This is a genomic window from Novipirellula herctigrandis, from assembly GCA_007859835.1.
In the GTDB taxonomy this organism is placed as follows: domain Bacteria; phylum Planctomycetota; class Planctomycetia; order Pirellulales; family Pirellulaceae; genus Novipirellula_A; species Novipirellula_A herctigrandis.
On the sequence record SJPJ01000002.1, the window covers coordinates 730,570 to 757,259 of the forward strand.

The 26,690-nt window shown below is 52.1% G+C and carries 21 protein-coding genes and 1 tRNA gene; 7 read left to right on the forward strand and 15 right to left on the reverse strand.

Translation table 11 applies throughout. The features are described 5' to 3' along the window. Window positions 1-60: 60 nt before the first annotated feature. From CA13_RS33615 to CA13_RS33630, 4 genes are all read right to left on the reverse strand, one after another. A complete protein-coding gene (locus CA13_RS33615) occupies window positions 61-1,017 on the reverse strand; it encodes a ribonuclease H family protein (RefSeq protein ID WP_146404460.1) in 957 nt (318 codons plus the stop codon). A 39-nt stretch (window positions 1,018-1,056) separates the two neighbouring features. Further along, complete coding sequence (locus CA13_RS33620; RefSeq protein WP_146404462.1) at window positions 1,057-2,208, reverse strand: HD-GYP domain-containing protein; 1,152 nt, start codon at window positions 2,206-2,208, stop codon at window positions 1,057-1,059. A 171-nt stretch (window positions 2,209-2,379) separates the two neighbouring features. Then, window positions 2,380-2,961 carry a hypothetical protein gene (locus tag CA13_RS33625; protein WP_146404463.1) on the reverse strand — a complete coding sequence of 194 codons (582 nt, stop codon included), beginning with the start codon at window positions 2,959-2,961 and terminating at the stop codon, window positions 2,380-2,382. 247 nt (window positions 2,962-3,208) lie between these two features. Next, entirely contained in the window at window positions 3,209-4,018 is an 810-nt protein-coding gene (locus CA13_RS33630; protein ID WP_146404465.1) for an SDR family NAD(P)-dependent oxidoreductase, read from the reverse strand. A gap of 211 nt (window positions 4,019-4,229) precedes the next feature. On the opposite strand from CA13_RS33630, the gene CA13_RS33635 reads away from it, so the two are divergent. Together CA13_RS33635 and CA13_RS33640 are read left to right on the forward strand one after the other, a co-directional pair. Next, entirely contained in the window at window positions 4,230-5,495 is a 1,266-nt protein-coding gene (locus CA13_RS33635; RefSeq protein WP_146404467.1) for a serine hydrolase domain-containing protein, read from the forward strand. A 93-nt stretch (window positions 5,496-5,588) separates the two neighbouring features. Continuing rightward, complete coding sequence (locus CA13_RS33640) at window positions 5,589-5,942, forward strand: hypothetical protein (protein WP_146404469.1); 354 nt, start codon at window positions 5,589-5,591, stop codon at window positions 5,940-5,942. A gap of 1,123 nt (window positions 5,943-7,065) precedes the next feature. On the opposite strand, the gene CA13_RS33650 is transcribed toward CA13_RS33640, so the two are convergent. After that, window positions 7,066-7,743: a hypothetical protein gene (locus CA13_RS33650; protein WP_146404471.1), complete on the reverse strand. Its 678-nt coding sequence runs from the start codon at window positions 7,741-7,743 to the stop codon at window positions 7,066-7,068. Continuing rightward, window positions 7,740-8,441 (reverse strand): hypothetical protein, encoded by a 702-nt coding sequence (locus tag CA13_RS33655; RefSeq protein ID WP_146404472.1) that lies wholly within the window; start codon window positions 8,439-8,441, stop codon window positions 7,740-7,742. The genes CA13_RS33650 and CA13_RS33655 overlap by 4 nt, the downstream gene beginning before the upstream one ends. A gap of 85 nt (window positions 8,442-8,526) precedes the next feature. Here CA13_RS33655 and CA13_RS33660 point away from each other — a divergent pair, with 85 nt between their 5' ends. Beyond that, window positions 8,527-8,838, forward strand: a complete 312-nt coding sequence (locus CA13_RS33660; RefSeq protein ID WP_146404474.1) for a hypothetical protein — start codon at window positions 8,527-8,529, stop codon at window positions 8,836-8,838. Between the two features lie 39 nt (window positions 8,839-8,877). Here CA13_RS33660 and CA13_RS33665 read toward each other — a convergent pair whose 3' ends face one another. From CA13_RS33665 to CA13_RS33690, 6 genes are all read right to left on the reverse strand, one after another. Continuing rightward, complete coding sequence (locus CA13_RS33665; protein ID WP_419195300.1) at window positions 8,878-11,055, reverse strand: efflux RND transporter permease subunit; 2,178 nt, start codon at window positions 11,053-11,055, stop codon at window positions 8,878-8,880. Then, window positions 11,055-11,861, reverse strand: coding sequence for an alpha/beta fold hydrolase (locus CA13_RS33670; protein ID WP_146404478.1), 807 nt, complete (start codon window positions 11,859-11,861; stop codon window positions 11,055-11,057). Before CA13_RS33670 ends, CA13_RS33665 begins: the two co-directional genes overlap by 1 nt. A 196-nt stretch (window positions 11,862-12,057) precedes the next feature. Next, window positions 12,058-14,289 (reverse strand): S9 family peptidase, encoded by a 2,232-nt coding sequence (locus CA13_RS33675; RefSeq protein ID WP_146404480.1) that lies wholly within the window; start codon window positions 14,287-14,289, stop codon window positions 12,058-12,060. 62 nt (window positions 14,290-14,351) lie between these two features. Beyond that, window positions 14,352-15,089: an arginyltransferase gene (locus CA13_RS33680; RefSeq protein WP_146404482.1), complete on the reverse strand. Its 738-nt coding sequence runs from the start codon at window positions 15,087-15,089 to the stop codon at window positions 14,352-14,354. A gap of 117 nt (window positions 15,090-15,206) precedes the next feature. Next, a complete protein-coding gene (locus CA13_RS33685) occupies window positions 15,207-16,574 on the reverse strand; it encodes a DUF1598 domain-containing protein (protein WP_146404484.1) in 1,368 nt (455 codons plus the stop codon). Between the two features lie 330 nt (window positions 16,575-16,904). Then, complete coding sequence (locus tag CA13_RS33690; RefSeq protein ID WP_146404486.1) at window positions 16,905-17,309, reverse strand: hypothetical protein; 405 nt, start codon at window positions 17,307-17,309, stop codon at window positions 16,905-16,907. A gap of 158 nt (window positions 17,310-17,467) precedes the next feature. On the opposite strand from CA13_RS33690, the gene CA13_RS33695 reads away from it, so the two are divergent. Continuing rightward, window positions 17,468-18,406 (forward strand): epimerase, encoded by a 939-nt coding sequence (locus CA13_RS33695; RefSeq protein WP_146404488.1) that lies wholly within the window; start codon window positions 17,468-17,470, stop codon window positions 18,404-18,406. Window positions 18,407-18,423: 17 nt separating this feature from the next. On the opposite strand, the gene polX is transcribed toward CA13_RS33695, so the two are convergent. Then, entirely contained in the window at window positions 18,424-20,157 is a 1,734-nt protein-coding gene (gene polX, locus CA13_RS33700) for a DNA polymerase/3'-5' exonuclease PolX (protein ID WP_146404490.1), read from the reverse strand. Window positions 20,158-20,310: 153 nt separating this feature from the next. On the opposite strand from polX, the gene CA13_RS33705 reads away from it, so the two are divergent. After that, a tRNA-Ser gene (locus tag CA13_RS33705) sits at window positions 20,311-20,393 on the forward strand. A gap of 103 nt (window positions 20,394-20,496) precedes the next feature. Here the strand turns inward: CA13_RS33705 and CA13_RS33710 are convergent. After that, window positions 20,497-21,399 carry a TerC family protein gene (locus CA13_RS33710; protein WP_473087526.1) on the reverse strand — a complete coding sequence of 301 codons (903 nt, stop codon included), beginning with the start codon at window positions 21,397-21,399 and terminating at the stop codon, window positions 20,497-20,499. Between the two features lie 246 nt (window positions 21,400-21,645). Here CA13_RS33710 and CA13_RS33715 point away from each other — a divergent pair, with 246 nt between their 5' ends. Then, the gene (locus tag CA13_RS33715) at window positions 21,646-24,030 is read left to right on the forward strand and encodes an alpha-L-arabinofuranosidase C-terminal domain-containing protein (protein WP_146404492.1); all 2,385 of its coding nucleotides are present in this window, start codon (window positions 21,646-21,648) and stop codon (window positions 24,028-24,030) included. Between the two features lie 368 nt (window positions 24,031-24,398). After that, window positions 24,399-25,217 carry a PEP-CTERM sorting domain-containing protein gene (locus CA13_RS33720; protein WP_146404494.1) on the forward strand — a complete coding sequence of 273 codons (819 nt, stop codon included), beginning with the start codon at window positions 24,399-24,401 and terminating at the stop codon, window positions 25,215-25,217. Between the two features lie 224 nt (window positions 25,218-25,441). Here the strand turns inward: CA13_RS33720 and CA13_RS33725 are convergent, their stop codons facing one another. Further along, entirely contained in the window at window positions 25,442-26,683 is a 1,242-nt protein-coding gene (locus CA13_RS33725; protein ID WP_146404496.1) for a GspE/PulE family protein, read from the reverse strand. Window positions 26,684-26,690: the final 7 nt, after the last annotated feature.

Below are 26,690 nucleotides of genomic sequence, written 5' to 3' on the forward strand. Positions count from 1 at the left end.
CCAGCCATGGAATCAGGTGCGATTTTTTTGCTTGGTTCCTTGCCCACTATCGATAGGTGTTCATCGGCAGCGCACCAAGCGATCGCGCTTAATCTTTTTTCGTTGGATGATTTCGTCGATTTCACTTAAGAAACGACCCGCGTCGCTAGGGTATCCCGCGGTTGGCACAATCGTTTGGCCTTTCTTTGCGTGTTGGGCAAAGTAGCGGTTCAACTCATTCATGCACAGCTCTCGCAGATATTTGGCGTGCATCGACGAAAGCGCTACGGGCGTGAACGAGTCACCTTTGACAGTAAAGCGGATCTCAATTGTTTCCGCTTTCGACGATAGCTCGTAGTGGCTTTCCGTTGCCGTTTCTGAAATAACGCGAAGCATCGATTCATTGAAGAAATGCTGAAGCAAGCCTCCGTAATAGCGTCGGCCGCCGTGACGATCGCAAAATACGGATATCTTTGATTCGTTCCGATTCGCTTCGACAATTGACGCAACTAACCCGAGTGACAAATCAGAAAGCAAATCGGACTTATTCTGGCCTCGCTCGATTGCTTGGTTGAACTGTGATGCCGTGACAATTCGCGTTTGAACGTCTTCCAATGTGATCTCACCCTCGCACCATTGATCGATGACCTCGTTCGCGTCGGGCATTTCCTCAAGACGATCTTTTAACATCGCGCTAAGCCACGGTGTCTTCTTGATCCAGACCAGATCGTCCGCAGCAATCTGACCTAGCCAATCGAACATCGTTTCGCCACTGCAATCGCTCCACGATCGACAAACACTTGCGACCGAGGCGAGAATTCCGAGAGAATCTCTACCACGTGGATGAAAGACTTTCTTTGAATCATCCACCAACAATGTTCGCTCACCGGCGATGATTGGTTTTCGCAGGGAGTCGAAAGCCTCGACCATTGCCGCCTTTGTGGCGGCTTGATCAGGAAGACGCCAAGCTGTCGCAGCAACAACGAGTGGACCGAGGCGGGGTCCGTAACCCGCTTCATCGACGGCGATCAATAGCATTCGCGGTTCCCGTGCTTGCCATTCGTTTTGAACGGCTGGTTAGATGGCCATTTCGGGACAAGTTAGCAATTCGTCCACGACGTCTTTGGCCCACTGAATCCCACGACCTTCAAGGAAAATTTGGATCACGCGATCCAGTGGCATGCCTTTGCGATAGGGCCGACTGCTGGTCATCGCATCAAATGCATCGGCGACCGCAAGAACTTGAGCATCGCGTGGGATTTCTTCCCCCTTGAGCCCATCTGGGTAGCCACTGCCGTCCCACGACTCGTGGTGATGGCGAACCGCCGGCAAGATCCGTCGAAACGGACGAATCCCTTTGAGGATATCGTACCCGAGAACGGGATGGAGTTTAATCTTTTCGAATTCTTCGTCTGTCAATTTGCCGGGTTTGCAAAGCACGGAGTCTTCCACACCAATCTTTCCGATGTCATGAAGGATCCCCGCCATGCGAATTCGCTTTTGATCCTCTTCGCTATAACCAAGCCGTGCCGCAAGCTGAACCGCCAAATCGGCGACGCGTGTGGAATGGCCGCTCGTATAGGCGTCTTTCGCGTCGAGTGCCGAAATCAACGATCCGATCGTTCCTTCGAACATCTGCTGAAGTTCCGCATATTGACGTTGATTGATCAAATGAACGCCAAGCATCATCGACGTCGAACGCATCAGGTCCGCTTCGGTAGTGCCAAATTCATCCGAAGGATGAGAGCTCTCTAATTCAGCCAACCGAATCGCGATCATGCGACCGAGACTTTCTCCACGTCGATCGATTGAAACGACGATCGCATTGTAAATTTCACCATCGAGGCACAAGTGGTTCGAAATAGTGATCTCGGATTCGGATGCGTTACCAATACGATCGCGTTGGCGAATGGCGGCGTCGGCAATCCAGCGAAGCGTCGAAGGATCGACCGCGGTTCCCGTACGATACATGGCCTCGGAGCACGCCTGATCTTCGTCGGCAAAAAGCTCGATTGCCAGTGTGCTAACGCAGACGCAGGGGGCAAGTTCACCGAGCAACATCTGGCAGATCGTCTCGATGTCTTCGCCGACTTCCAATCGCTCGCCGAATTCGCGGATCAGCGATAGCTCTTCGAACTTTTCGCTCAACGCCTCCGCCAAATATTCCACGTCACTTTTTTCGGGTCTATCGCAATCGATTGACGAAGCGGTGGATTGGTCGACAAGCATTCAATGGGCAAATCTAGTGGCAACGGGTTGTTCACAGCGCGGCAAAACAACCTTACAACGCCATGACGAAGCCGACGCAGAATTCACAACCAGCTGGCTAAGACAGCTGAAAAAATATATCGGTTATGTCGATTCGTTCAGTTATTCGCCCCGATCCCAATAGCTCCGATCCTAATAAGACTTCGGAGACGTTCGGCCCGCTGCGACCTGCGGCTTGGGGTTGAAAATTTTGCGTTGGCGAGATGGTTGATAAGGCTGCTCGGTCACTTCGCCTTCCACAACGATGTGACTCTTTGGCATGGGAACCCCCGAGATGTAAGTTTCGCCGACGCATGAATCGCAACCATCGCAGCCACCACAAGCGCGGCCGCAGGCGTACGAACCGCATGCCTGACCGCTATTGCAATCGTCGCCACATCGATAACCCCAAAGACTTTCAACACCCGAGAAAACCGATCGGCACTTGCCACACGATTGACCGTTGTGGTTGCCGCATTGGTCGCACGGATCACAACAATCCGCAGGCTCGTTGATCCATGGATCGACGTACAGTTCACCGCATCCTTCGCAATCGCCGCAACCATCGGAGCAGCCACAGCCGTAACCGCCAAATGCTATCGGCCCGTACGATTCACCGTCGCAACTGCCTGAGCCGCAACCCGTCGGCCCACACCCAAACGGCGTCACGCAACCGGTGGCGCCAAGCAGCGATACGGACAAGACAACCAAACTAAGCTTTCGCAGCAACGACATATTTCCATTCCTAAAACGTTTTGTCCACGTACTAGGAAAGATAATCGTCCTGGATAGGCGTTAAAGTTTAACAAATCCGCACAATCGGAAAAATCTAACAAGCCTGCAACGTTGGGCACATCCGTATTTCAAACTGGGCGATCAGCCGCCGAGCGTTTGCTCGCGGTCACACCATTAGCGTGAACTGGCGGCCAGCGGCTAATTCGCGTAATGTGAAGAACGGATTTGCCCTGCGGGTGCCGTTCATCTACTGTTTCGCTTGAAAGAGGGCCTCCGCTTCTTGGACACGAAACATTTCGGTGTACGGCATTTGAATACCGCCATCGATCGTCAAAGTGCTTCCGGTAACGTATTCGCTTGCGGAATCGACCAAGAAAACGACACCGCGTCCAATCTCATCGGCACGTCCAAGTCGTCCCATCGGTAACTCGCGTCCCTTTTTCTGCAACGTCTCTTCGCTGAAGAACTTTCGTTCCCCTGGCGTATCAATCCATCCAGGGTGAACCATATTGCAGCGAATACGGTATTCTGACAACTCGCATGCCATTGTCATCGCCATTTGATTCAAAGCGGCTTTTGCCATGTTATACGGCATTGCTCCTGGCATCCCCAAATGTCCCATCGGACTACCAATCACGACAATGTTCCCACCATTATTCGCTTTCACCAGAATCTGTGAAGCGCGGCGAAGGAAATAGAACGCCCCGTACATCGTAACGTCGATCGTTTTGCGGAACTCGTCCAAATCCTGCTTTAACATCAAACGACGATCGCTGTAGGCGGCATTGCTGACGACGATGTCGAGCCCACCAAGTAGCTCGGCGGCCTGCTCAGCAAGTCCTTCGGCTTCCTTTTGCACCCCCATATCCGAAGCGACCTTGTAAGCTTGAACGCCATAGTCGCTGCATATTTGCACCACTTCGTCTGCTTCGTTGGGGCTACTGCGATAGTTGATGACAACGTCCGCGCCGGCTTTGGCCAACTCGATGGCGATCCCTCGCCCGATACCTCTTGAAGAGCCACTGACAACAGCTCGTTTGCCTTTCAATACGCTCATTTTTATTGCCTTCTTGGAAATTTAGCTAAATGGCAGCTACCACAGGATACCGAAAACAATGGGGTTGGTCATTGCACCGCGAATTGCTAATTACGAATCTTTCAAAATTCAATGAACCGACAAAAAACCAATCTTTTCCAATTGTCTTTGGTTCCGAATTTGCGGGATTGAGGTTGCCATTACCGATACACCCTCCTAGCATTCCCACAGCATGAACAATCTCCTATCCTTCAGCATCCGATCCGCATCTGTCCTTGGGATACCTGAACCGATCGTTCAAGGTGAAACTGCACCGGAATTTGAGCGTGTTCGGATGGAATTTGAACGCAACTTTTCGCAACGTGGTGAACAGGGTGCCGCATGTACGCTATACCACCGTGGCGTCAAAGTGGTCGATCTTTGGGGCGGTGTCCAGTGTGGCGAAACCGGCCGGAAATGGACTCGTGAAACACTGACCCTGTGCTTCTCTGTCACAAAAGGAATGGCGGCAGCAGTCATGGCGGTCGCCCACAGTCAAAAACTCTTTGATCTGGAAGAACCGGTCGCTTCCTATTGGCCCCAATTCGCCCAAAATGGTAAAGCACGCATCACGGTCAGGCAATTACTAGCCCATCAAGCAGGCCTGATCACAACCGGAAAGCCGCTCTGCGCCGAACAATTGGCGGACCATGAAGCGATGGCTGACATCATCGGTGGCCAGCATCCACAATGGGAACCGGGGACGCGGCATGGCTACCACACGTTGACGTTGGGGTGGTACCAAAACGAATTAATCCGGCGTGTCGACCCTCAAGGACGTAGCCTGGGCGTTTTTTTCCAAGAGGAAATCGCTCGCCCACTCGGCGTCGAATTTTACATTGGGTTACCCGACGATATCTCGCTCGATCGGGTCAGCACCATTAAAGGCTTCCACCGGGTAGAGATGCTTGGTCATTTGAACGAGCTACCTCCAATGATGGTTTTGGCAGGTATTTGGCCAGGGTCGCTCGTTTCAAAATCCATTCGTACGCTTCCGCTTGATAACCCCGCCGATATCGGTGGCCCTCAATATCGCGGCGTCGAAATTCCCTCGGCCAATGGAATCGGGCAAGCTTCCGCAGTGGCGAAGATCTATGACGTGTTGGCACGCGGTGGTGAGGAATTGGGGATCTCTCCGGCAACTTATCACGAGCTGCTTGCGCCAGCGATCTCGCCTCGAGAAGGTATCTATGACGCAATTCTAAAAATGGACACCCGTTACAATTTCGGTTTTTCACGGCCGAGTCGTGGCTTTCAATTTGGTGTGGATCACAAAGCATTTGGTTGCCCAGGCGCGGGCGGATCGTTCGGCATGGCAGACCCCACACTCCAACTTGGGTTCGCCTACATGACCAACAAAATGGGTTTCCGATTGTCCGACGACCCGAGAGAAAAAGCGGTTCGCGACGCATGCTACCAATGCCTCGCCGAGATGGGTGAACAGCGAGCAATTGCTTAGCGGGACAGCGACACTTTATCGTGGCTGGAGCTTCGGTCCCGAAGCGATTTACCGCGTGCAACCCTTTGAGTATTCGCCCCAGCATCGACGAGTATGAAAGACAATCCATACGAACCACCGCTGCATCACGATGAGCCCGCCGTTTTACGCCAAAGGCGGTCGATTCTCCTGATGATTTTCGCAGCCGGTTTCGGGATGACTAGCTTTCTGGTTGGGCTGCTAGTCGCGGCAGAATCGATCGTAATGTCGCAGCGTCAGGGCTTCGATGTTGAAATTGCAAAGGGATGCGGTGTCGCATTTGTGTTCGCCTTGCTCGGGGTTTGCTGGGCATGTTCGTCGAGACTGTACTGGATGCAACGCCACCGCGTCGCTAACTCGGTCAATGTGAGCGTTTTCGTAGCGGCCGCTACGTTCTTGTTGCTTCTGAAACTTGGCATCATCATTTGAGCGGTTCTCCGCGCAATATTTTTGCGAGTTTCACAGTTCTGCACCGAAGCTTCCTGAAACACTGTTTTGCCGCAGATTTGTTTTCGGGTAGCAACCAACGTAGCTCAGCGGTCCTCCGCCGAGAATCATAAGCAAGACGACCGTGCGTTTTGATTCCTACGCTAGGCACGGTGCTTCATTTTAGGGTTCTTCGTGCCCAAAGCCCTGATGGCGCAATGACCGCTTCGCGTCTCGCCTACATCGGTAGCTGTGATTCAACGTCCAATGCACTCACTGGAAAACAATATGGAATTCCGGTTAAAGGCACTCATGCACATAGCTGGGTGATGTCGTTCGCTACGGAACAAAACGCCTTCGACCGCGCATGAGCAACTGCTTTGATCGAAGTACAGAGCGGTGATTCCGATCACAAGACAAAAAAGCGTTCTTCATGGCAAAGTGCTTCTCGTCGATAAGACTTGAAATGCCAAGGGAGCTAACGAGCTGGTTTGATTGGAAACGGACCAAGTTCGACGCGGAAAGGAGATTCGCTTATCAGATAGCCAGTGATGAAGTCCTCTGCTCGGTCAAACCGATCGAGCCTAAAACGTGTTCGATGCGTTTATTTTGAAGGGGATCGTTGCGTGTTAGCAGGAGCCTAACCATTTCGACTGGAAACGGTTTTGTGTTGAAAGAATCCGCGTAAACCCCAGTCCCGAGAGCACCGAAAACGAAGAATGTTTTCGGTCGCATCTCGAGAGTAAAAACTTGACCATCCATGTCCACCCCAGGCATTGCGATGAGCAATTCGCCAATCATTTCTTGCGGGCCAATAAACTCGCCACAACAGATGATCCCGACTGATGCGTTCAGCGAACGAAAGGGGAAGGGGGTCGTTTCGTCTAATTACCCCCTTCCCTTTTTCTTTGGTTCCCTTTTTCTTTGGCCTGGCCCTTTTTCTTTGGCTTCCCTTTTTCCTTTGGCCAGTATTCTGTCAGGAGTCATTGTTTTTTCGCAATGTGGATTTCGCGAACTCTGGGCCGACCGCGAGGCCGCAGTGTCGATTCTAGCTCTAATCGCCGGGCGGTCGATTCAATCCATGTCTCATCACCAAAGAATAAAAAGTGTTTGCCAGTTAGCATATTCACAAGTCGCTATTTGCTTCGTCGATCCAAAGCAAAATGCCGTTATTGGATTCATTCTGAACGCTGAAACCGGCTTCGCTCTGTGTTCTTTCATAGTTCCGGCGGTGATAGAGTTTAATCCGCTGGCCAGCCGTAAACGATTGGGAAACGCTTTTCAAAGTTGAATAGTTGGCACACGAATCAACAGGCTGCCAACTCGAATCACGGATTTCCTTCATGACGCCCCGTCCGTCGACCAACGCTTCAATGACATACTGAGAACTGGACTCGCCTTTGCCCTGCTTGGTGCAATGAAGCTCGATCCAATGTTCGCCTGGTGTTAAGTGGAAAGAGTTGTTGGGTGTCGGATACACCGACCGGGAATTCGGGTAGCTGAGGATATTTTCGAGCGAAAGGCACAAACGGTTGATACGCGCCGGTTTTTTTAGCTCGGGAAGATAGACACCGACGATCAACTCATCCGATAAAGTTGGCAACCGCTTTATCACAACAATCTTACTTGGATCGTCAACAGTCAGCTCACAGGCCAATGCTTGAAGTACCCTCACTTTTCGCTCAGTCAATTCACGTTTGTCATGGATGCGATGAAACGCCACCACAACCGCGACCAGCGCAACAAGCAGCAATATGGTTAACAAACTGAATTGCCAGCGTCTCTGTTTCGGTTCGTCGGTCATTCAGATCCGCCTTGGCGTTTCAATTGTTCGCGACTCTCTTTTACTTCGAATGCCTGAGCAGTTCCGATCCAGAAACTGATGAGTGGTTCGGTCTGTAGATTCCCCCAAAGACGGCTGTCGACTTCGCTCTTCAACTTTGGCATCAAATCATCTGGAACGCGCACCTCGAACAAGGTCAGGATCGTATCGACGGACTGTGCTACTTGGCAATCATTTCCAGCAAAACTAATCTGCAGTTCGTCCCAATGCGTATTCAAGATCATTGCCGCCTGCTCGTCGATAATCATCCTATCCGATGGCCCAGCCTCGCGAATTAAATGGATCTCGGTGGTATCATCAGACCGATGAACACGAAAACGAAGAATGTTTTCGGTCGCATCTCTCGAGTAAAAACTTGACCATCCATGTCCACCCCAGGCATTGCGATGAGCAATTCGCCAATCATTTCTTGCGGGCCAATAAACTCGCCACAACAGATGATCCCGACTGACGCGTTCAGCCAGCTTCAAGTTGAGTTCCTGCGGATTATCGATATCAAAGCGACCGAACATTTTCTCAAGCCGCTCTTTTTCTCGCCGCAACGACTCGTACTGACGATTTTCGCTAACAAGAGAGACAGTGAATATCATGATCACTAGCAGCAGAAACCAATTAAACGGTTTTGCTTTAACGCTGCTGACTAACTCGGCCGGTCGCATCCGCCTGTCTTCCAAAGCTGGTATTCATTCGTCAATCGCTTAGTCTAAACCGCAAACATCTCATCGACTAGAACAGGCCGAATCAATGTTAAGGTTTTCATATGCTGCATTGGTTACGATCGCCATCCTCTCGCCAGTCTCAGCGATTGCTGCTGAGACGACAACAAAGGTAGGCGAGAAAGCACCGACTAGTATTGTCGCCACGTTCGTTGTGGGGCCACTTTCAAAATCAAATGTGACCAATGCGTATCCAGCTTTAGGGCACCGCGGCTTGCGAAAAATCGCGGTCTTCACTCGCGATGGGTCAACGCCTAATTTTAGAGTAGTAGAACTCGGCAAACGTTTCGGGCCGCATCCTGAGTCGCCAAAATGGTTGGCGACTTCCGCTACGACTTAACCCTCATTTTGATCCTGACGCAGCACGATTCGGTCGGGCCTACTTTTTGTTTTCAAAACTGCGGCCAAGGGGCCCTGCTAAAATTGCTGGCAACAGAATTAGGTCGCCCACAAGTGCAGACAAAAGCAACGCGACCATCAACCAAGCGAAGTGCAGGATCGGTACAAACGAACTGGCTGCAAACACCAAAAGGCCGCTCGCACAAATCAACGTCGTATGAGCCATCGCGCCAGCACAACGTTCGAATGCATCTTTGAGTGCCTCGTCTCGCGGCAAACCGTCCTGCAACCCTCGACGGAACCAAGTCAGGAAGTGGACGGTATCATCGACTGCAATTCCGAGCGCCGCACTGGCAGTCATCACCGATCCGATTTGGACCGGAATTCCGACCCATTCCAATCCGCCAAAAACAACAACGGCGGGGAACAAGTTTGGAATCATCGCAAGCAATGCGGCTGGCAAACTGCGAAGCACCGCCACCAACACCAACCCAATGACCAAGAACGCGGCTAAGAAACTGCGAAACAAATCCTGCAACAATTGACGTTGGGCTTTGTAGATCAGCGGAATCACGCCTGTGAAAATACCGTGAGCGTCGTTCTCTTTCAAAAGCGGTTCAATTCCATAACGCAACGTCTCGGCGAATCGTCCGTAATCCAAATCGCCAATCGCTTTGGCACGCACCGTGATTCGCCAAAGATACTCGTCGTCCGCTTGAGCAACAAAATGAGCATCCTTGAGTTGCTGCTCCGTTTTCGGGCTGTTGATGATTTTCCGTTCCATCACTTCGCGGATACTGCTACCCGATGGTAAAGCAGAGGACATATTCACCGCTGACATCGTAGCAACCGGTTCGTCCATCGATTGGATCTTGCTTTGGACCATCGCAACGACTCGCATTTGCTGAGCCATGTCTCGTGGATCATCCTTATCAAATCCAATCACCACTTCAAGCGGCACCATCGGACCGATGTGCGTCTCGAGCCATTGGTAATCCATGATCGCGTCACTACCCGGCAAGAAACGATCTTGCAGTTTTACCGTCGAGGTAATGTAGGGCAATGCCGACGCACACAGAGCCATCAACGCAAGACACCCGGCCATCAGCACCGTATGATAACGACAAATGACTCCTGCCAAACGCCCACTGAGGCTCATTTGCGGGACATTGGGTTTCTCTTTGGTTTCCTGCTTAGGCGGAAACAACTGTAGCGCCGCGGGAAGCAAGGTAAACAGAATTGCCAAACTTGCCACCATTCCGAGTGCTGAGAACAAACCGAACTCTCGAATCGGTTCGATCTTACTCATCACTAAAGAGATCAGCCCGATCGCGGTCGTTGCGGCAGCTAACACACACGGCAACCAACCGTTCAAAAGGGCTTCTTTCAGGGGATCCATGCACGTCTTATCGATCACCGCGTCGCGATAGTAGTTCACCAAGTGAACCGCCGACGAGATGCTAAGGACGTAGATCAAGGGCGGCAACATCGTCATCAGCAAATTCATCTTGCTGCCGCTAAAATAAAGAACCGACAGTGCAACGATGGTGCTAAAGCCCGCGGTAACCAAGACAATTAATGCCAAACGAACGCTCCGCATACGCATCGTAGCGAAAAAGAACGAAATGAGCGCCGAGAATCCTGCGAGCTTGAAAAGCAGACGTCGACTTTCGATATCGATGGCTGCGGCGTCGACGGTCGGACCAGCTAACCGAAGTTCGCTAGCAGGGATACCGGACTCCGCCTCAACGATTTGTTCAATCGTTTTCACCGCCGCGACGCGGTCAGATCGCCCTGTGGCCGAAGTCGACAGCACCAAGCATGTCGTTTCGTCATCCGGATTCACCAAGAACCCACGCAGACGCAACAGTGCCGAAGAACGTGTCATGCCAGTCGCCGATTGCGTCAACTCAGCCATGATGCTCGGGCCCGACAATACGCGGTCAAACATCGGCGATGCTTCAATGGCCGCTGAGACCGAACTGACCCGAGGATCTTCGATCGTGCATCCCGGCCAACTAACGACTGCAACTTCATCGCTGCCGAAATGCTCACCAAACCAATCGTACGTATCGGTTTCTTCGAAACTCTTAGGAAGCCATTGGCGCGGATCGTTAGATGTGCTTTGAAGTGCCGAAATGGCGCCGTAAACGAAGAGCGGGGAAACGAACGCCATCAACAAGAGCGTTACTTTGGCAATTCGAGTCCGTCGGTCCATTAGGAAAAGCATTCCGGCAAGAATCCATCCAACAACTTGGCAAACGCATCGGGTTGTTCCCAATTCGGCGCGTGTCCACACTCGTCAAGAAACTCTAACTTTGATCCGCGAATCAAACGTTGGAAATCTTCACCGGTCGAGGGCGGAGTGATTTCATCATCGCGTCCCCAAATGATCATCGTCGGCAGATCCAAGGACTTCAATTCGTCCTCGACGCTACGATCACGAGTCGCACGAGACACGCGAAGTAAAAACCGAGTGTAGTCGCGATCCATGACCGATTTATGCCAATGGTCAACCAATTCTTCCGAGACCAAACTTTCGTCATAGAGAATTCCGACCACCGTTTGACGAACAAATTCGCGAGTTGGTCGTGATCGCAGACCGCGAATCGGACTTCGTTCAAACAATCCTGCGCTGCCGGCTAAGACGAGGCCTTTGGCATAGTTTGGATTGCGGACACATAGATCGATTGCGACCAGTCCGCCCAACGAATTGCCACAGAGAACAAACTGATCAAGCTTGAGCACATCGACCAAATTCGCCACCACAGCACTCAAATCCGCGACGCTTTTCATTCCATCGTGCCGGCGGCCCGGCTGCGGATCAATGGGAAGTTGGGGAGCGATCACACGATATTTATCCGACAACCGCTCCATCACATCGCGATAATGTTCAGGCGTCCCAAACAACCCATGCAAAAATACGATCGAATTCGGTCCTTTCCCCATATCGACAAGGCGGTCGAAATCTACTTCGAGGTTCGGGGCAAGTTCTTTCGTTTTCGGTTTCGGGCTGAAAATCACTATGAAACTTTCACTGAGAAATACGGGGGATGAGGCCTCCCGTCCTGGGAAAACAATCTAATAGTTTATCGATAAAGACTAGATTCGTCGAACCCGAAAGGCCCTCTTTTGAGTTCACCTTCGTTTGAGGGGCCTGCATGAACTTCCCAGTCGATACAAACGGTACTTTACCAACGCAAAAAGCGAAAGGTGGCAATCAGCGGCCTTCTTCCACGCAGTACCGATCGAGCCAATCGAAGAAGACCCGCCCCCAAAGCACCCCGTTCTGGGGGGTCATTACCCAGTGACCTTCATCCGGAAAATAGAGAAAACGGCTTTCCACTCCCTGCACTTGCGCTGCCGTAAATGCCTCCATCCCTTGCGTAACCGGCACGCGGAAATCCTTTTGCCCATGTATCACAAGTAACGGAGTCTGCCAGTTCCCAGCGAATTGGTGCGGCGAAAATCGTTTGTACTCTTCCGCGATCACTTCACTTTTCCAATAGGGGCCTCCGAGATCATGATTCACGAAGAATAGCTCCTCGGTCGCACCGTACATCGATTCCAAATTGTAGACCCCGCAGTGGGCAATCATCGCACAGAATCGATTCTCACTATTGCCCATCAGCCAATAAACCGTGTAGCCGCCAAAGCTGGCTCCAATCGCAGCGACTCGTTTACGATCAATCGTCGGGTCCGCGATCATTGCATCGGTCGAGGCCAAAATATCTTGCATCGCTTGGCCACCCCAATCGCCACTGATTTGGTCATTCCACTCTCGGCCAAAGCCAGGCATCCCGCGGCGATTGACCGCCAATACGACATACCCCTTGGCGGCCATCATGTGAAAATTCCAACGATAGGAGAACCATTGACCAATTTGTCCTTGAGGCCCTCCTTGGCAATAGGTCAACATTGGCCATTGCCGCGGCGCTTTTGGATCGTAGCCAGGCGGCAGGATCACCCAATTGTGAATTAGCTTTCCATCGGTAGCAGTAAAGAAACGTTCTTCGACAGTGGGCAGCTCGAGCGTCGCATAGATTTTGCCGTTTACATCGGTGATCGTCGTTACCTGATTCGTCCCCACTTCAATCACCGCTAACTCGGTCGGCCGCAGCATGCTTTGTTGGCTCACCAACACTTTGCCCGCGTTCGGAATCGAAGCGAGAACCGCGAAGTTAAATCGTCCGTTCGACACTTGTTCAAGGGAATGATCATCAATGGAAATCTCGAATACCTGAGTCGTACCGCGTGTCTCACTGTGGAAATAAATCCGTTCGCTGTCGTCGCTCCAGGTCGCCGAATGTGCGGTTTGGTCTAACCCTTCGGTTAGCTCATCGATTGTTCCGCTTCCTAAATCGTAAAGCATGATCCGATTACGATCCGATTCGAAACCGGCTCGTTCCATGGAATGAAACGCCAAGAAACGCCCATCGGGCGAGTAGGCTGGGCCGATGTCGTAGCCAGGCATTCCAGGAGTAATATTCCGCAGTTGGCCGCCAGCGGTGCTGACCAAATAGATACTGCTATCCGTGCTTTCGGCTGGATTGTTAACCAATTTCATCGTCAAGGCGATTTGCTTTCCATCGGGCGAAAACGCAAACTCATCTCGTCCGCCAAAAGGAGGCAGTGGGCAATCCGCTTTCAACGAAGTCATTAAATCCAACGGCTCGTCTGGTTCTCCTTGTTCGTTGATCCTCGCAACATGAAGGTGACTGTAGGCGTAATCGTGCCATTGGTTCCAATGTCGGAACATCAGTGAATCGATGATACGCGCATCCGCTTTGGGCAAGTCTTCATAGATCTCGTCCACCTTGGAATCCAACTTGACGTCGACCGTGAACGCGATCGCATCACCCGAAGGTGACGGCTTTAGATTCGCAATGCCTTCGCTGACAAAAGTCAATTGAACCGGCTCGCCACCACTCGGGTCGAGCATCCACGCTTGCGGCTTCTCTTTGTCTTCGTCGGACTCTTCACCGTCGGAGTCATCATCGGAGTCTTCGTCCGCGGAGTCATCATCGGAGTCTTCGTCCGCGGAGTCATCATCGGAGTCTTCGTCCGCGTCCGTCTTCGCCGGTGCAATGTAAATCAGCTTGGCCCCCGAGGAATGGTTCAACCATCCCAATGATCCGAGACCTTTGATGTCTTTGAGCAATGCTTTCGCAACCGGAGCAACGAGTGGTGTGCCAAAAGCGATCGATATCTTTTCGGCCACATCGATCTTGCCGCTTGGTAGCGGCTGAACCATCAAACTCGCAGTCCCCTTATTTTCGGCCAAATCGTAACGAGTGACGAGATACGCCACCGTCGTTCCGTCGGGTGAAACGACAGCATCGCCAATCCGCCCAAAATCCCAAAGCTTTTCAGGTGTGAGCGTTTCGGCTTCACAGAGAGTGCTGCCCAGCAGGAGTGTCAGCAGAACCAGAGTCGACGATAGAAAACGCATGAAGCTTACTCTCTAGATGCAAGGGGAATCGTGAAGCGTGCAGGAAAACGTGACGCGTCATCCTAGCTAAAATCGACCCACTTGTCATCGATCAAGCGTTGCTGAGGTAGGTAGCGTGCTTTGTAGTTTAGATGGCGGTTTTCGGTGACATACATGCCTAAATAGAGATAGCGACGCCCATTTTCGGCCGCCCATCGCATTTGCTTGAGCACCGCATAGGTCCCAAGGCTGTACCAGCTTGCCTCGCAACAAAAATGGGTATAAACCGCCGAGGCACTTTGTCGTCCAACATCAAAAATCGAGACCGCCACTAATCGGCCATCAAGATAAATCGACAACTCACGCGTGTCACAAAACGACTCCCACAGAAAGGCTCTGTAGGAGTCTTCTTCGATCGGTTCGTCCGAAAACCCCAGATGACGCAAGCGTCGGTGCTCGTTGAACATTTCCACCCTTTGTGCATCCACACATGGGTGATCGAAGCGACACTCCAAATCTCTGTCGCCACGCCGAAGGACTCGTTTGAAAGATTTGGTCCAATGAAAATCAGCCACGATCACTCGCGTTGGCTTGCATTCATCGCAACCAGGACACTCAGTTTTGTAGGCAAAGCTGCCGCTACGGCGAAAGCCCATCGACAACATACGGTCCATGACTTCGGGCGTGACCGAACCAACCGGCAATCGCAGGGGCATGCGAGCGGTGGCCTGTGGAATATAAGGACACTGTTGATGCTGGTCCTGAATCACGACCAAACGACATTCATCGTTTGGCAAACGCAGCTCGTTTGGCCGATTCATGCAGACCCTTCCCCAATAACGTCAATGATTAGCGACGTTACTAGTATAAGCAGGTCCGCTCCGAAGCGTAAAATTCAGCAAACGTGTCGAGAAATGAAGCTCACAAACCGGTGGGGATCAATCCCACCACCATTGACCGTCTTTCAGATGTGACGGCCCCGCTTCGCTTTTCGTCTTGCCGACCATTCCGTCGGTGTCTTTCGTGACGTGCTCGGATTTGAGCGCCGTACGAGGCGAAATATGAACGCCACCACCAAGCGGGGTCATCAATGTGTTTCCACGCCAAATCGCATTCACAGCCGTTTCAACTTGTTCCGGTGCATTATAGGTTTCCACCGCTACCTTCGACTCGTCCGAGAACACGGGCATCGCCCAATCCGCTTGGCCATAGAAATCTTGCTCGTGGATATAGGCTGCTGCTACAGCAACGTCGATCAATTGCCCTAACTCTGCGTAGACACGAACTTGCTCGGCGATCTTGGGAAACGCTTTCGTAAAGTCACTGCAAAACGCTTCGCTGGCACGATTCGGTTTTCCGGCCGCTCGAGTTCGTGCGCCATTGATCACGCGTTCGTTTTCACCCACTAGCTCGACACCTCGCTGGTTGATCTTCATCGCCAAACCATCTTCGCTGACCGAGATCGCGTCATAGTTGGGTTGGAAATACCATCGTGTCAAAGCACTTGCAGCAATCGTGTGCGGATTCGCTCGTTCGACGTAACTCATCACACGAACAGGGAGTCGTTCAAGACCGATGCCGACAAGTTTCATTCGGTAATCGGCTTCGACAAGTACACGAGCAAAATGAGAGGTATTAGGGATGCCTTTGAACGTGACCGTTTGTAAACCAAGGTTATTCTTTAATCCCATCGCGACTCGCTGGGTGTCGCCTCGTTGAGCGTGACCGCCGAACGATGCCAAGAACCGTTGCATCCGTTGAAGCCCCTCGGGCGTTGGATCGATGGAGACGCTAATGACCGAAGTCGGTTTTGAATTCGGAGCATACGCTCGCATCGCTGTGACAACGTCCTCAAGCAATACGGTCGGACGACCTGTTTGAATGCCAACAAAACGCTCTGTCGGATCCGCCACGAAGCCTTCACTTGGCCCCGCTAGGACGATGTCTTTGGTATCAGGATAGTAAAAGACGAAGTCGATCGAGGTCAGTCCAGCGAGTGCCTTCATGTCGTCCGAAATCGTGCCGCCTGCTTCCAATTGTTTCGCAAGCTCGGCCTCGAGCCGATTTAGCGAAACCTTGCGAAGCAGACTCGGCTGCATGATCTCGCTGTCGGCTCGCATGCGAGCTTCCGCAAATCGCTGTTGGGCAAGCCGCGGGTCGAATTGGCGAAATTGCAAAATCCCTTTGGCGTCAACGTCCACACCCGCAATTGGTTGCCCAAATAGTTGTGCAGAAGCCGTGCGGACCGTCGAGGTCATCACCGCGAAAAGAGACAAAATAAGCAGAAAACGGGTCGTTTTTTTCATCAGTCGGCCAGTGGAGCTTCTATGGCGAAAAGTGGATCGTAGCGCAGCGTCACCGCAGCTTTCCCTTGACGATAATCGCAGACTGACCATTCATCAAGAAATGAAAACGCCATATTGAGGAAAGCGGGGTAGTTTAGGTCGATTTTACTGGCTGAGACGATCGAAAGGGGCAGGACGAGGAAGGGAAAGCAGTAACAACCAAAATTTGATGGAGATTGACCGATAGCGTCCACAGATGCCGCGCAACCTCCCCAAAAGACACCCACCCACCCCCTGAAGAACGAATCGAACCCCCCTTCCTCAAGACGGAATCCCCCTGCTGCTCCGAGGTCACATGTCGCCCACTTTCGCGTCCAACTGAACCTGACGGATATACTCTGCTTGCTTGTCTTGGTAACGACGGATCATTCGAACGATAAGCTTTCGTCCCAAGATGATCGGCAGGACCGCTGGATAGTCAGCCAAGAAGATTGGTAAGACGCGAACGGCTTCGCGAACGATTAAATCCATGCGCTCGTCGCTAGTGTTCACCGAGGGTGACGCTGCATACAAAACCGATGCGTCATCGGGGTCAATAAAGAACGCAAGTCCGTCACAAATGATCGCGTGACCTTCCGCAAAATTGGGTGGCGGCTTGACCGGTGCGTGTTGGAAATGCTTTCGAAGCTTCGACCACCAATTTTCATACGGATCAACGTCATTCGGCGGTTGATAAGGATTTTGATTTTCGGTCATTGCGTCGGAAAGGTGCCGCGTTCAAAGTCGCAAGAACGTAAGACGAAGTTCAAATTCTCGAGATTCCCTTTCGATGCGGTTAGGGGCTTCACGAGATTGCGGTCTATTGGTCGTAGTCGCACTGAACCGATCTCAACGGAGGTGAGTATAACGTAATCATGTCAGACTTATTCGGAAAACGGATCGTCATCGCCGGCGGCAGCGGCTTCTTGGGCCTTGCAATGGCGGAGTCCTTCATCTCCGCCGGGGCATCCGTATCCCTACTTTCGCGATCGGTTCCCAAGGGCGATGGCGTCTGGTCGCATCACGTCTGGGATGCCCGAACGATCGGCCCTTGGACGGATGTTCTTGATAACGCCGATGCGGTCGTGAATCTTGTTGGGCGAACCGTCAACTGTATCAAGACTCCGGATCATCAGGATGAAATACTTCGGTCGCGAGTCGAATCGACTCAGGTGCTCGGCGCTGCAATGCGCAATGTCACGTCGCCACCGCCGGTATGGGTACAAATGAGTACGGCGCATCTCTACGGAGATCCACCAAGTTTAGTTTGCTCGGAAAGCTCAGCCGAAGGAATTGGATTCGCACCCACAATCGCTCGAGCATGGGAGGCCGCATTTGCTGAAAATTTGCTGCCGAAACAACGAGGTGTCGTGATGCGGACCAGCTTCGTAATTGGACGCGATCGTGGCGCGGGTGGTGGAGCACTTGCAACGCTTGGGATGCTGGCAAGAGTCGGGTTAGGTGGTCGTGTCGGTAGTGGCACTCAAGGCATGAGTTGGATTCATGAGGCCGACTTGATTCGGCTATTCGCCAAAGCAATCACCGACAACACAATGTCCGGAGCCTACATCGCATCGTCACCGAATCCTGTCTCGCAGGTCGAATTCATGCGCACGCTTCGTCAAGCCATCAAGATGCCGATCGGCCTTCCGGCATACGAATGGATGGTACGCATCGGTGCTCGGTTGATCCTGCGAACCGATCCTGAATTGGCACTCTATGGCCGGTACGTTGTATCGGAGCGTCTTGCGAGTGCCGGGTTTGAATTTCAGTATCCAAAACTCGAACCAGCGCTCTGCGATCTCTACGAATAGGGGCGGGGAACGCTCGGTTACTGAAGACCCTTCATTTGTTCCCACGACCGCGTGTTAGCAACATCGCCTTTGGTCAGTCCGCCGCGGCGTGCTTGCTTGATGCCATATTTCATCACCACCAGACCGTCAGTCGAATGCGCGTCGGTGCTTATCACGATCGGAATGCCGTGACGCTTAGCAGCTGCTAAGTGAATGTCGTTCAAATCCAACCGGGCGGGGTTCGCATTCAGCTCCATCATGGTTCGATTCGCTTTCGCCGCTTTCATAATCATTTCCATATCCGCTTCATACGGCGGACGGCGATTGATCAGCCGTCCCGTCGGATGAGCGATACAGTCGACATGCGGATTCTCGATTGCGCCAAGGATCCGTTCGGTAATTTGGTCTCGAGGCTGTTTTTGTCCGTAATGAACACTCGCCAAAACCCAATCAGCTTCCGCCAGACAATCATCGGACAAATCCATCCCCCCTTTCTCTAAGATATCGCACTCAATTCCTTTCAAAATCACCAACCGACCGTCGTACTCACTACGAAGCGAATCGATCGCATTCCATTGGGCTCTCACTCGTTCTTCGTCCAAGCCGGATGCCATCGCCACTCGCTTACTATGGTCAGTGATAGCGATGTACTTTAGGCCTCGCTCGATCGCGGCATCAGCCATTTCACGAATCGTCGCAGTTCCATCGGTCGCAGTGGTGTGCATGTGCAAGTCCCCGACGACATCGGACATTTCGATCAATTCGGGAAATTTGTTCTTCGTAGCCCACTCAAACTCGTTTCGATCTTCTCGCAGCTCCGGCGCAATCCACGACAGTCCGACCGCCCCGTAGACTTCCTGTTCGGTTTTGCCTGCAATCGGTTCATTGGCGACCTGGTTTTCATCGTCAACGCGAAAGACGCCGTACTCGTTGATCTTTAGCCCATGGTCTTTGGCGATTCGACGAAGATGCACGTTGTGGGATTGTGAGCCAGTGAAGTATTGAAGAGCGGCACCAAATTGGTTTGCTTCGACGAGCCGCATGTCGACTTGGAAGGCACCCGCGACGCGGATTGAAATTTTGGTTTCGCCGCGGACGATCGTTTGCGATCGCCCAGGGAATGCTTCGAAGTGATCCATCGCCGCAGTCCGGTCTTTCGCGACCACTAACAAGTCCAAGTCGCCAATCGTTTCACGACCGCGACGGTAGCTACCCGTCCACTCCATCTGCGAGATCGTTTTGCATTGCCTCATGTATTCGCCAATCACCGTGGCCAATTCATCGCCCTTGGCCCAGTAGATTCGCTCGGACGCTTGCTTAGCGATTGACAACCCATCGAGGATTGCCGCTTCGGTCTTTTTCCCAAACCCTTTAATTTTGGCGACAAGCCCTTCCTGGCAGGCTTTCTTTAAATCGTCAAGCGATTCAATGGTGAGCCTTTCGTTTAATTTGGCTGCTTTCTTTGCCCCTAGCCCGGGAATCCGAGCCATTTGAACGACCACCACAGGAACGGCCCTGCGAAGTTCTTCCAATTGGGGTAACTTGCCGGTTTCCAAAAGTGTCAGAGTTTTTTCAGCAAGTGTCTTGCCGATTCCTGGTAAGTCCGCGAGGTTCCGGCCTGAGTCTTTGGCGATTGCAGCAACCGGTTCATCCAGATCGCGAATCGCTTGGGCTCCGCCACGGTAAGCACGAATTCGAAACGGATTTTCGCTGCGAAATTCCATCAAATCCGCCATTTCGTCAAAGATGTCGGCGATCGCTGCGTTTTCCACGGTACAGATTCCTATTCCGATTTTTCGTAGGCGAAGTGGCAGAAACTTCCCATTTCAACATGGGAACCTTCTGCGAGTCACCCTAATTTTCTACACGAAAAGACGTCCCGTTGCGACAAAGTGCAATCGAGGGCAAAATAACAATTCAAGATCGGAGGGTAAGCGAATTGGTGAGCGGCCTCATTGGAACTGAGGTACCCCGCAAGGGGCTGCGAGTTCGAGTCTCGTGCCCTCCGCTACCGGATGCCCCGAAACCGGTATGCCCCGTAAAACACTGGCGAAACATTGTTTTCCCCTGTGTTTTGCGGGGTTTTCTTTTTGGTATTCCTACCAACCGGATCAAGCGATCCCTTTTTGCTGGGCAGCTTGTTCAGCCAGCAGCCGTTTTTGATAGCGGCTTTGAACCACGTCGACCACGATCAACACGGCCAAAACAAAGTAGAAAGTACTCTTGGCCATCGGCGTCACCGCGTGGCCGAATAGATGCAGGTGTGCCAAATGCCCTCCTTCGCTGGTCAGCATGATGCCGACGATGAACAAAATAAAGAGTCCAAGCACTTCGTACATTCGATTCTTTTTCAAGAATTCAGCCACATGGTCGGCCAACCAAATCATCAACACTCCACTGATAATGATTGCCGTTGCCATGATCGCAAAGTTTTTTGTCAGAGCCATCGCACTTAAAATCGAATCGAACGAGAAAACCAAGTTCATCAAGACGATTAGCGAAACGGTCTTTCCCACCGTTTGTTTTTCTTTGCTTTTCGACCCGTCTCCCAGTTCGTGGATTGCTAACAGGTGGTAAATCTCTTTGATCGCCGTCCACAAAATAAACGCGCCGCCAAAGACTACGATCAGGCTGTGCCCCGAGATTTTCGCGTCCATAAAGTGGCTGGTGATATTGTAAAAAGGATCCTCAAGCAATTCGATCAAATGAACGACCACGAACAAAAGAATAATCCGAAAAACAATCGCCAATCCGATCCCAAGCTTTCGTACTAACGACTGCTTCTCCTCTTCGACACGTTTGCTTTCGATCGAAATGTAAAGCAGGTTATCGAATCCGAGGACCACCTGCAGCAGCACCAACATCCCAAGCGTGAACAACCCGTGAAGTGAAAAGAAGGTCTCCACAGGCATCTCGGTTGCGGAACCCGCATCGCTAAGAGCAACAGCGGGCAACGCGTCAGCGACAGCGAAAATCCCTTGAAATCCGTTTAGCGAAGTAATCCAGTCGAGCATTGGGAATTCCATTGTGTTGAGTATTGTCGAGTAGTATCCGAAGCCTTGGAGAAAAGCCGTCGCGACAAGATTATGGTGAACTTGGCGGTTTTGTTCTACCGGACAAAATCAGGGCAATCCCAACAAAATAACAAGTAACGCAGCAAAATCATCTTGCTAGAATCAGGCACCCTCTTCGGCGGCGATTTGTGCCGGTCGAGGTAAGTCCTTCCCGCCGTTTCTGCCCCACAACTTGGAATCCCGCTGATGCCCTGTCTGAGATCAAAATGGTTGGCAACTGCCTTGCTTTTGATTGTCGCTCAATCGGCTTTTGCCAATGACGCCTCGCTGACCGTGCACGTTGACCAAAGTAGGGCGACGATTAGCCCCACGCTTTATGGCATCTTTTTTGAGGAAATCAATCGGGCTGGCGATGGTGGCTTGTATGGCGAAATGATCGAAAACCGATCGTTTGAAGACGATAAAGAAAAACCGACTTCATGGTCCTCGCTCGGCAAGGGAACGCTAAGCCTTGATCAATCGTTGCCTCTTAACTCACGCAATCCGACGGCGCTACGCGTCGACATTCCAGAAGAAGGCGGCGGGGTCTCTAACGCTGGTTTCAAAGACGCTGGCTTGGCAATCCGTAGTGGTGAATCCTACCGTTTGAGCCTTTATATACGTGGCGAAAAGTTATCCGAAGCTTTGCATGCCAGACTTGAAAGCAGCACCGGAAGCTTGCTCGCCGAACAAACGGTCACCGAGATAAGCGGCACTTGGAAAAAGATGGAACTCGAACTAACGTCCAAAGACGAGGACTTAGTTGGACGTTTGGTGTTACAAACACAAGGATCCGGGACTCTTTGGCTTGACATGGTTTCGTTGTTTCCAAAACAAACATGGAAAAATCACGGAATGCGAACCGATTTGGCAGAGATGGTCGCCAACATGAATCCAAGCTTCGTCCGTTTTCCAGGCGGCTGCTTTGTAGAAGGGGACACGATGGCCAGTGCGGTTCGATGGAAGGACACCATTGGCGATGTCGCTCAGCGCAAAGGAAATTGGTGCATTTGGGGTTACCAAACTACCGGTGGCTTCGGTGTTCATGAATTCTTGCAGTGGTGCGAAGACCTCGATGCCGAACCGCTCTATGTGATCAATTGTGGGATGGCTCACAAGGATTCGATACCGATGGACAAGATGGATGAGTTTGTTCACGACGCATTGGATCTAATCGAGTACGCACGTGGCCCAGTCACTTCCAAGTGGGGCGCCTTGCGTGCCGAAGCAGGTCATCCAGAACCCTTTAAAATGAACTACCTTCAAATCGGCAATGAGAACGGCGGCCCACTCTACGAAGAACGCTATGCGTTGTTCAGTAAAGCAATTAGAAAAAAACACCCCGACATACAATTGATTGCATGTGATTGGGGCGTTATCCCTGATAGTTATCCACTCGATATCATTGACGAGCACTACTACAACACGCCGCGGTTCTTTATCGAACACGCGGACATGCACGACGCTTATGATCGCAGTGATGCAAGGATCTACGTCGGAGAATACGCAGTGACGCAAGGTTGTGGACAAGGAAACCTCATCGCAGCGCTCGGTGAAGCCGCCTACATGACGGGGTTGGAACGAAATTCCGATCATGTCGTGATGTCGTCCTACGCGCCGTTGTTCGTCAATCCGGATTGGCGACGGTGGAGCCCAGACGCGATTGTGTTCGACCAAGCCCGCTCGTACGGCACCCCCAGTTACCACGTCCAGGCTCTGTTTGCTAATCATCGCGGCGATGTCATTTGTCCGAGCGAATTAAAAGTGGATGAGATGGAAGAGGAAGCACGAGCCGGATATGTCGGGGTTGGAACGTGGATCACTCAAGCCGAGTTCAAAGACATTCAAGTGACAAAAGATGGAAAGACGCTTTTTCAGAGCGATTTCAGCACGGGGTCAACCGACCGGTGGCGGATGCCGAGCGGTCAATGGGAAGCGACCGAGGGTGTCCTGCGTCAAACAAGCATGGCCGATAATGTCCGCGCCATGGTTGGAACTGCATCCTGGAACGATTACACGTTGTCGCTTAAGGCCCGTAAGCTTTCCGGCAACGAAGGTTTTTTGATTATGTTCCAACATCAAAACGAAGCTGAAAAGCACTGGTGGAACATTGGTGGTTGGGGCAACACCGCTTCCGCACTGGAAGGATTAGGGGACGGCGAACGGGTTCCGATGAACATTGAAACCGGTCGTTGGTATGACATCCGCGTCGAGTTAAGAGACAAACAAGTGACATGTTGGCTCGATGGCAAGAAGATCCACGAAGCGACTCAAAAGACGCTCCGGCCCCTTTACGCAGTCGCCAGCCGTACCAAGGACAACAAAGAGCTAATCTTGAAAGTCGTCAACGTCAGCTCCAATTCAATCAAGACGACGATCAAGTTGGACGGAGCCCAAGTCGTCCAACCGGAAGCGAAGGTTTGGACAATGAGTTCGCCAAGTTTCGATGACGAAAACAGCTTCGCGAATCCCCACAACATCGCGCCCGAGAAGAGCGATTTTTCCGAAGCCGCCACAGAATTTGACAAACTTTTCCCGGCTCGGTCGGTGACCATCATGCGCATTGGCATTGAGAGCGAAAGCGATAAGTAAGCTGCGGTTGTTAATCTTCAGCCGTCTGCCAAGTCGTTTGTTTATTCGCATGGTGCACCCAGCAGTGACACCAAAGGGCCCTTTTTTGGCCGTGATTTCACGACCGGTGCGACATCATCAATCTCACTTCGCGTAGGAATCTGCCTGACGGCCTCGCTGCTTATTTTCGTAATTCCATTTAACTCAGGTTGCCCCAAACCCCACCTCTGGTTATTTTATATGACAATAAAAGCCTGTCATCAGCTCTAATTCTCGCCGTGTCCCACCTCGTGGGGAAACGCCGATATTTAGCAAGCACGATATTTAGCGAGCACGTTATTTAGCGAGCACCTTGCCCCCAAGCAACTTGCCCCCAAAAGGAACATTTCATGAGAAACATAAAACGATTAGCAGTATCAGCAGCACTCGCCTGCTTCGCGTTGAGTCAGTCTGCATCGGCTGCGATTGTGTACACCGAAGACTTCGAAGGTGGCACCGTTGGTACCGCACTGAATACCTTGAACGGTCCGACGGGCAACTGGGGGGGTGGTGCGTCTGGGAACATCAGCCAAGCATCTATCGGGTCCGGCACTGAATTCGGGGCCGCTAGCCAATATTTGGATTTTTCGAGAACCACAGCTGGGTTTAGTTTTATGGACCATTCAGCTCCCGTTCCAGATGTTGGGCTAAACACTCCGGTCACGTTCTCTTTTGATCTATATGCTGCCTCAGCTGCTGCCTTTCCAACCTATTTGCGGGCTGTCGCCAGTGGGGATACAGGCAACCTCGATTACACTGATATCGGGACCGGAACATTTAGTTCCGGTGGGACATCCGTTGGCACCGACTGGAATTTCGGTACCGCGGCACACTTCGATATTGTCGCCACACTAACCGCTGTGGGAGATGGAGCAGATGGAACAACAACGAGTGCAGCCGGCGTGATTGATGTTTTTGTTGACGGGACCCAAACTGTCTTTGCCCAAGCAATGAGCTTTCCCGGCGGCGGTGGTGCTGGGGCTGGCTCGACAGTAATCGACGGTTTTGCCCTTTGGGCAAATGCTGATGCAACCGCCGCGACTACGACTAATCGCGTATTGATCGACAACGTCGTCGTCTCCGTCACCGCAGTTCCGGAACCAAGCACCTTTGCTCTTCTTGGGCTTGGATCGCTAGGTCTAGTCGCTTCCCGTCGTCGACGGAAGTAAGCGTCCTTTTGGCACACCATTTCAAAGAGCCGGGTCGTTTCGCAACCCGGCTCTTTTTGTATAGAAGTCGATGATCGGTTACGCACGTTCCGTGATTGCAATTTCAGTCACAAACGACAGCCATGGCTGGTTCGACTCACGCTTCAATCCACCATCGACACAGACTCGAGAATCAAACGCAAGGTGCCTTTTTTGAGTGCCAGGAAAGATTGTGCCGAGATCGACTAGGCAAGTTCGTGTGCTAGATAGGCGAGCGTTGGATTAGCGACGACTCGGTTCGCTTCGTAGCTAGTCGTTTCGCCACGAAGGACTCTCAAACTCGCCATATCTTCTAGGCTGAGCATCCCACCGGCACACGCGATTCGACCAATCTCATGCGTGGGCAAATTAGATGAGATTCCCTCGGAAAGTTCATCATCGATCAGCATCAGTTCGGTGAGCGTGGTCAGCGATTGATAACCATCATCGAAACAATCGTTGCATCCTATTGCGCGCCACTGGTTTGTCGGCTCGTGCCCAAGACGTTCAATGATCTCTGGGCGAACTTTGATCTCAGGCAGGCTTACCGGCTCGCGACACTTTGGACAGAGCTGGCGAACCAATCTTTGATTGAGCACACCAATAAGTGAGCTTGCCAGGAATTTCGGATTTGCCTCATATTGCATCATCGAATCAATGGCATCCGGGGCCGTCTTAGCATGAATGGTTGCCAACACCAATTGGCCGCTGGCCCCCGCACGAACTGCAGCCGCCGCAGTTCGTGGGTCGCGAATTTCACCGATCATGATCACATTCGGACTGTGGCGCAAGACGACTGACAAAAGATCGGCAAAGTCGAGCCCCAGTTTCAAGTTCACCTGCGACTGCATCACGCCGTCAATCGAATGTTCAATTGGATCCTCTAGCGTATGGATCTTGCGAGTTCCGTCATTGAGTTCATCCACGATCGCATAGAGCGTGCTGGACTTGCCACTGGCGACCGGACCGGCCACCAAGATCAACCCCGAAGGGCGACGGACTAACTTGCGAATAGCCTCCAGCTCTACCGCGTCGTAACCAAGCGAATCGATCGACCGAGCTCCTCGAACGGGATCGAACAATCGGAGCGCGACATCGTGGCCGAACAGCGTCGGAATGCAGCTCATTCGAAGATCAACAACACTACCACTTGGTGTTGTCACAAATCCACGACCTTCGGACGGGCGAATCATATCCCCCGAGTCACCTCCACCAAGAATTCGCAGGTGCGCCTGTAACCGCCGTCCGTACTCGCGAGCCAATCGGCGCACCGGCTCGATATGGCCCATGCGGCGAACGGAGATCCGCACGACGTCTTCCAAATCCGAGACAAACAGATCGCTGGCGTGGCGTTCCACCGCCCATTCGATCAAATGCGAAGCATAGGTTTCCGGGGGAGTTAGCTCGGTTTGGACTTCCTCGAAATCGACTTTGTTGGAATCATTCATGGCGAGT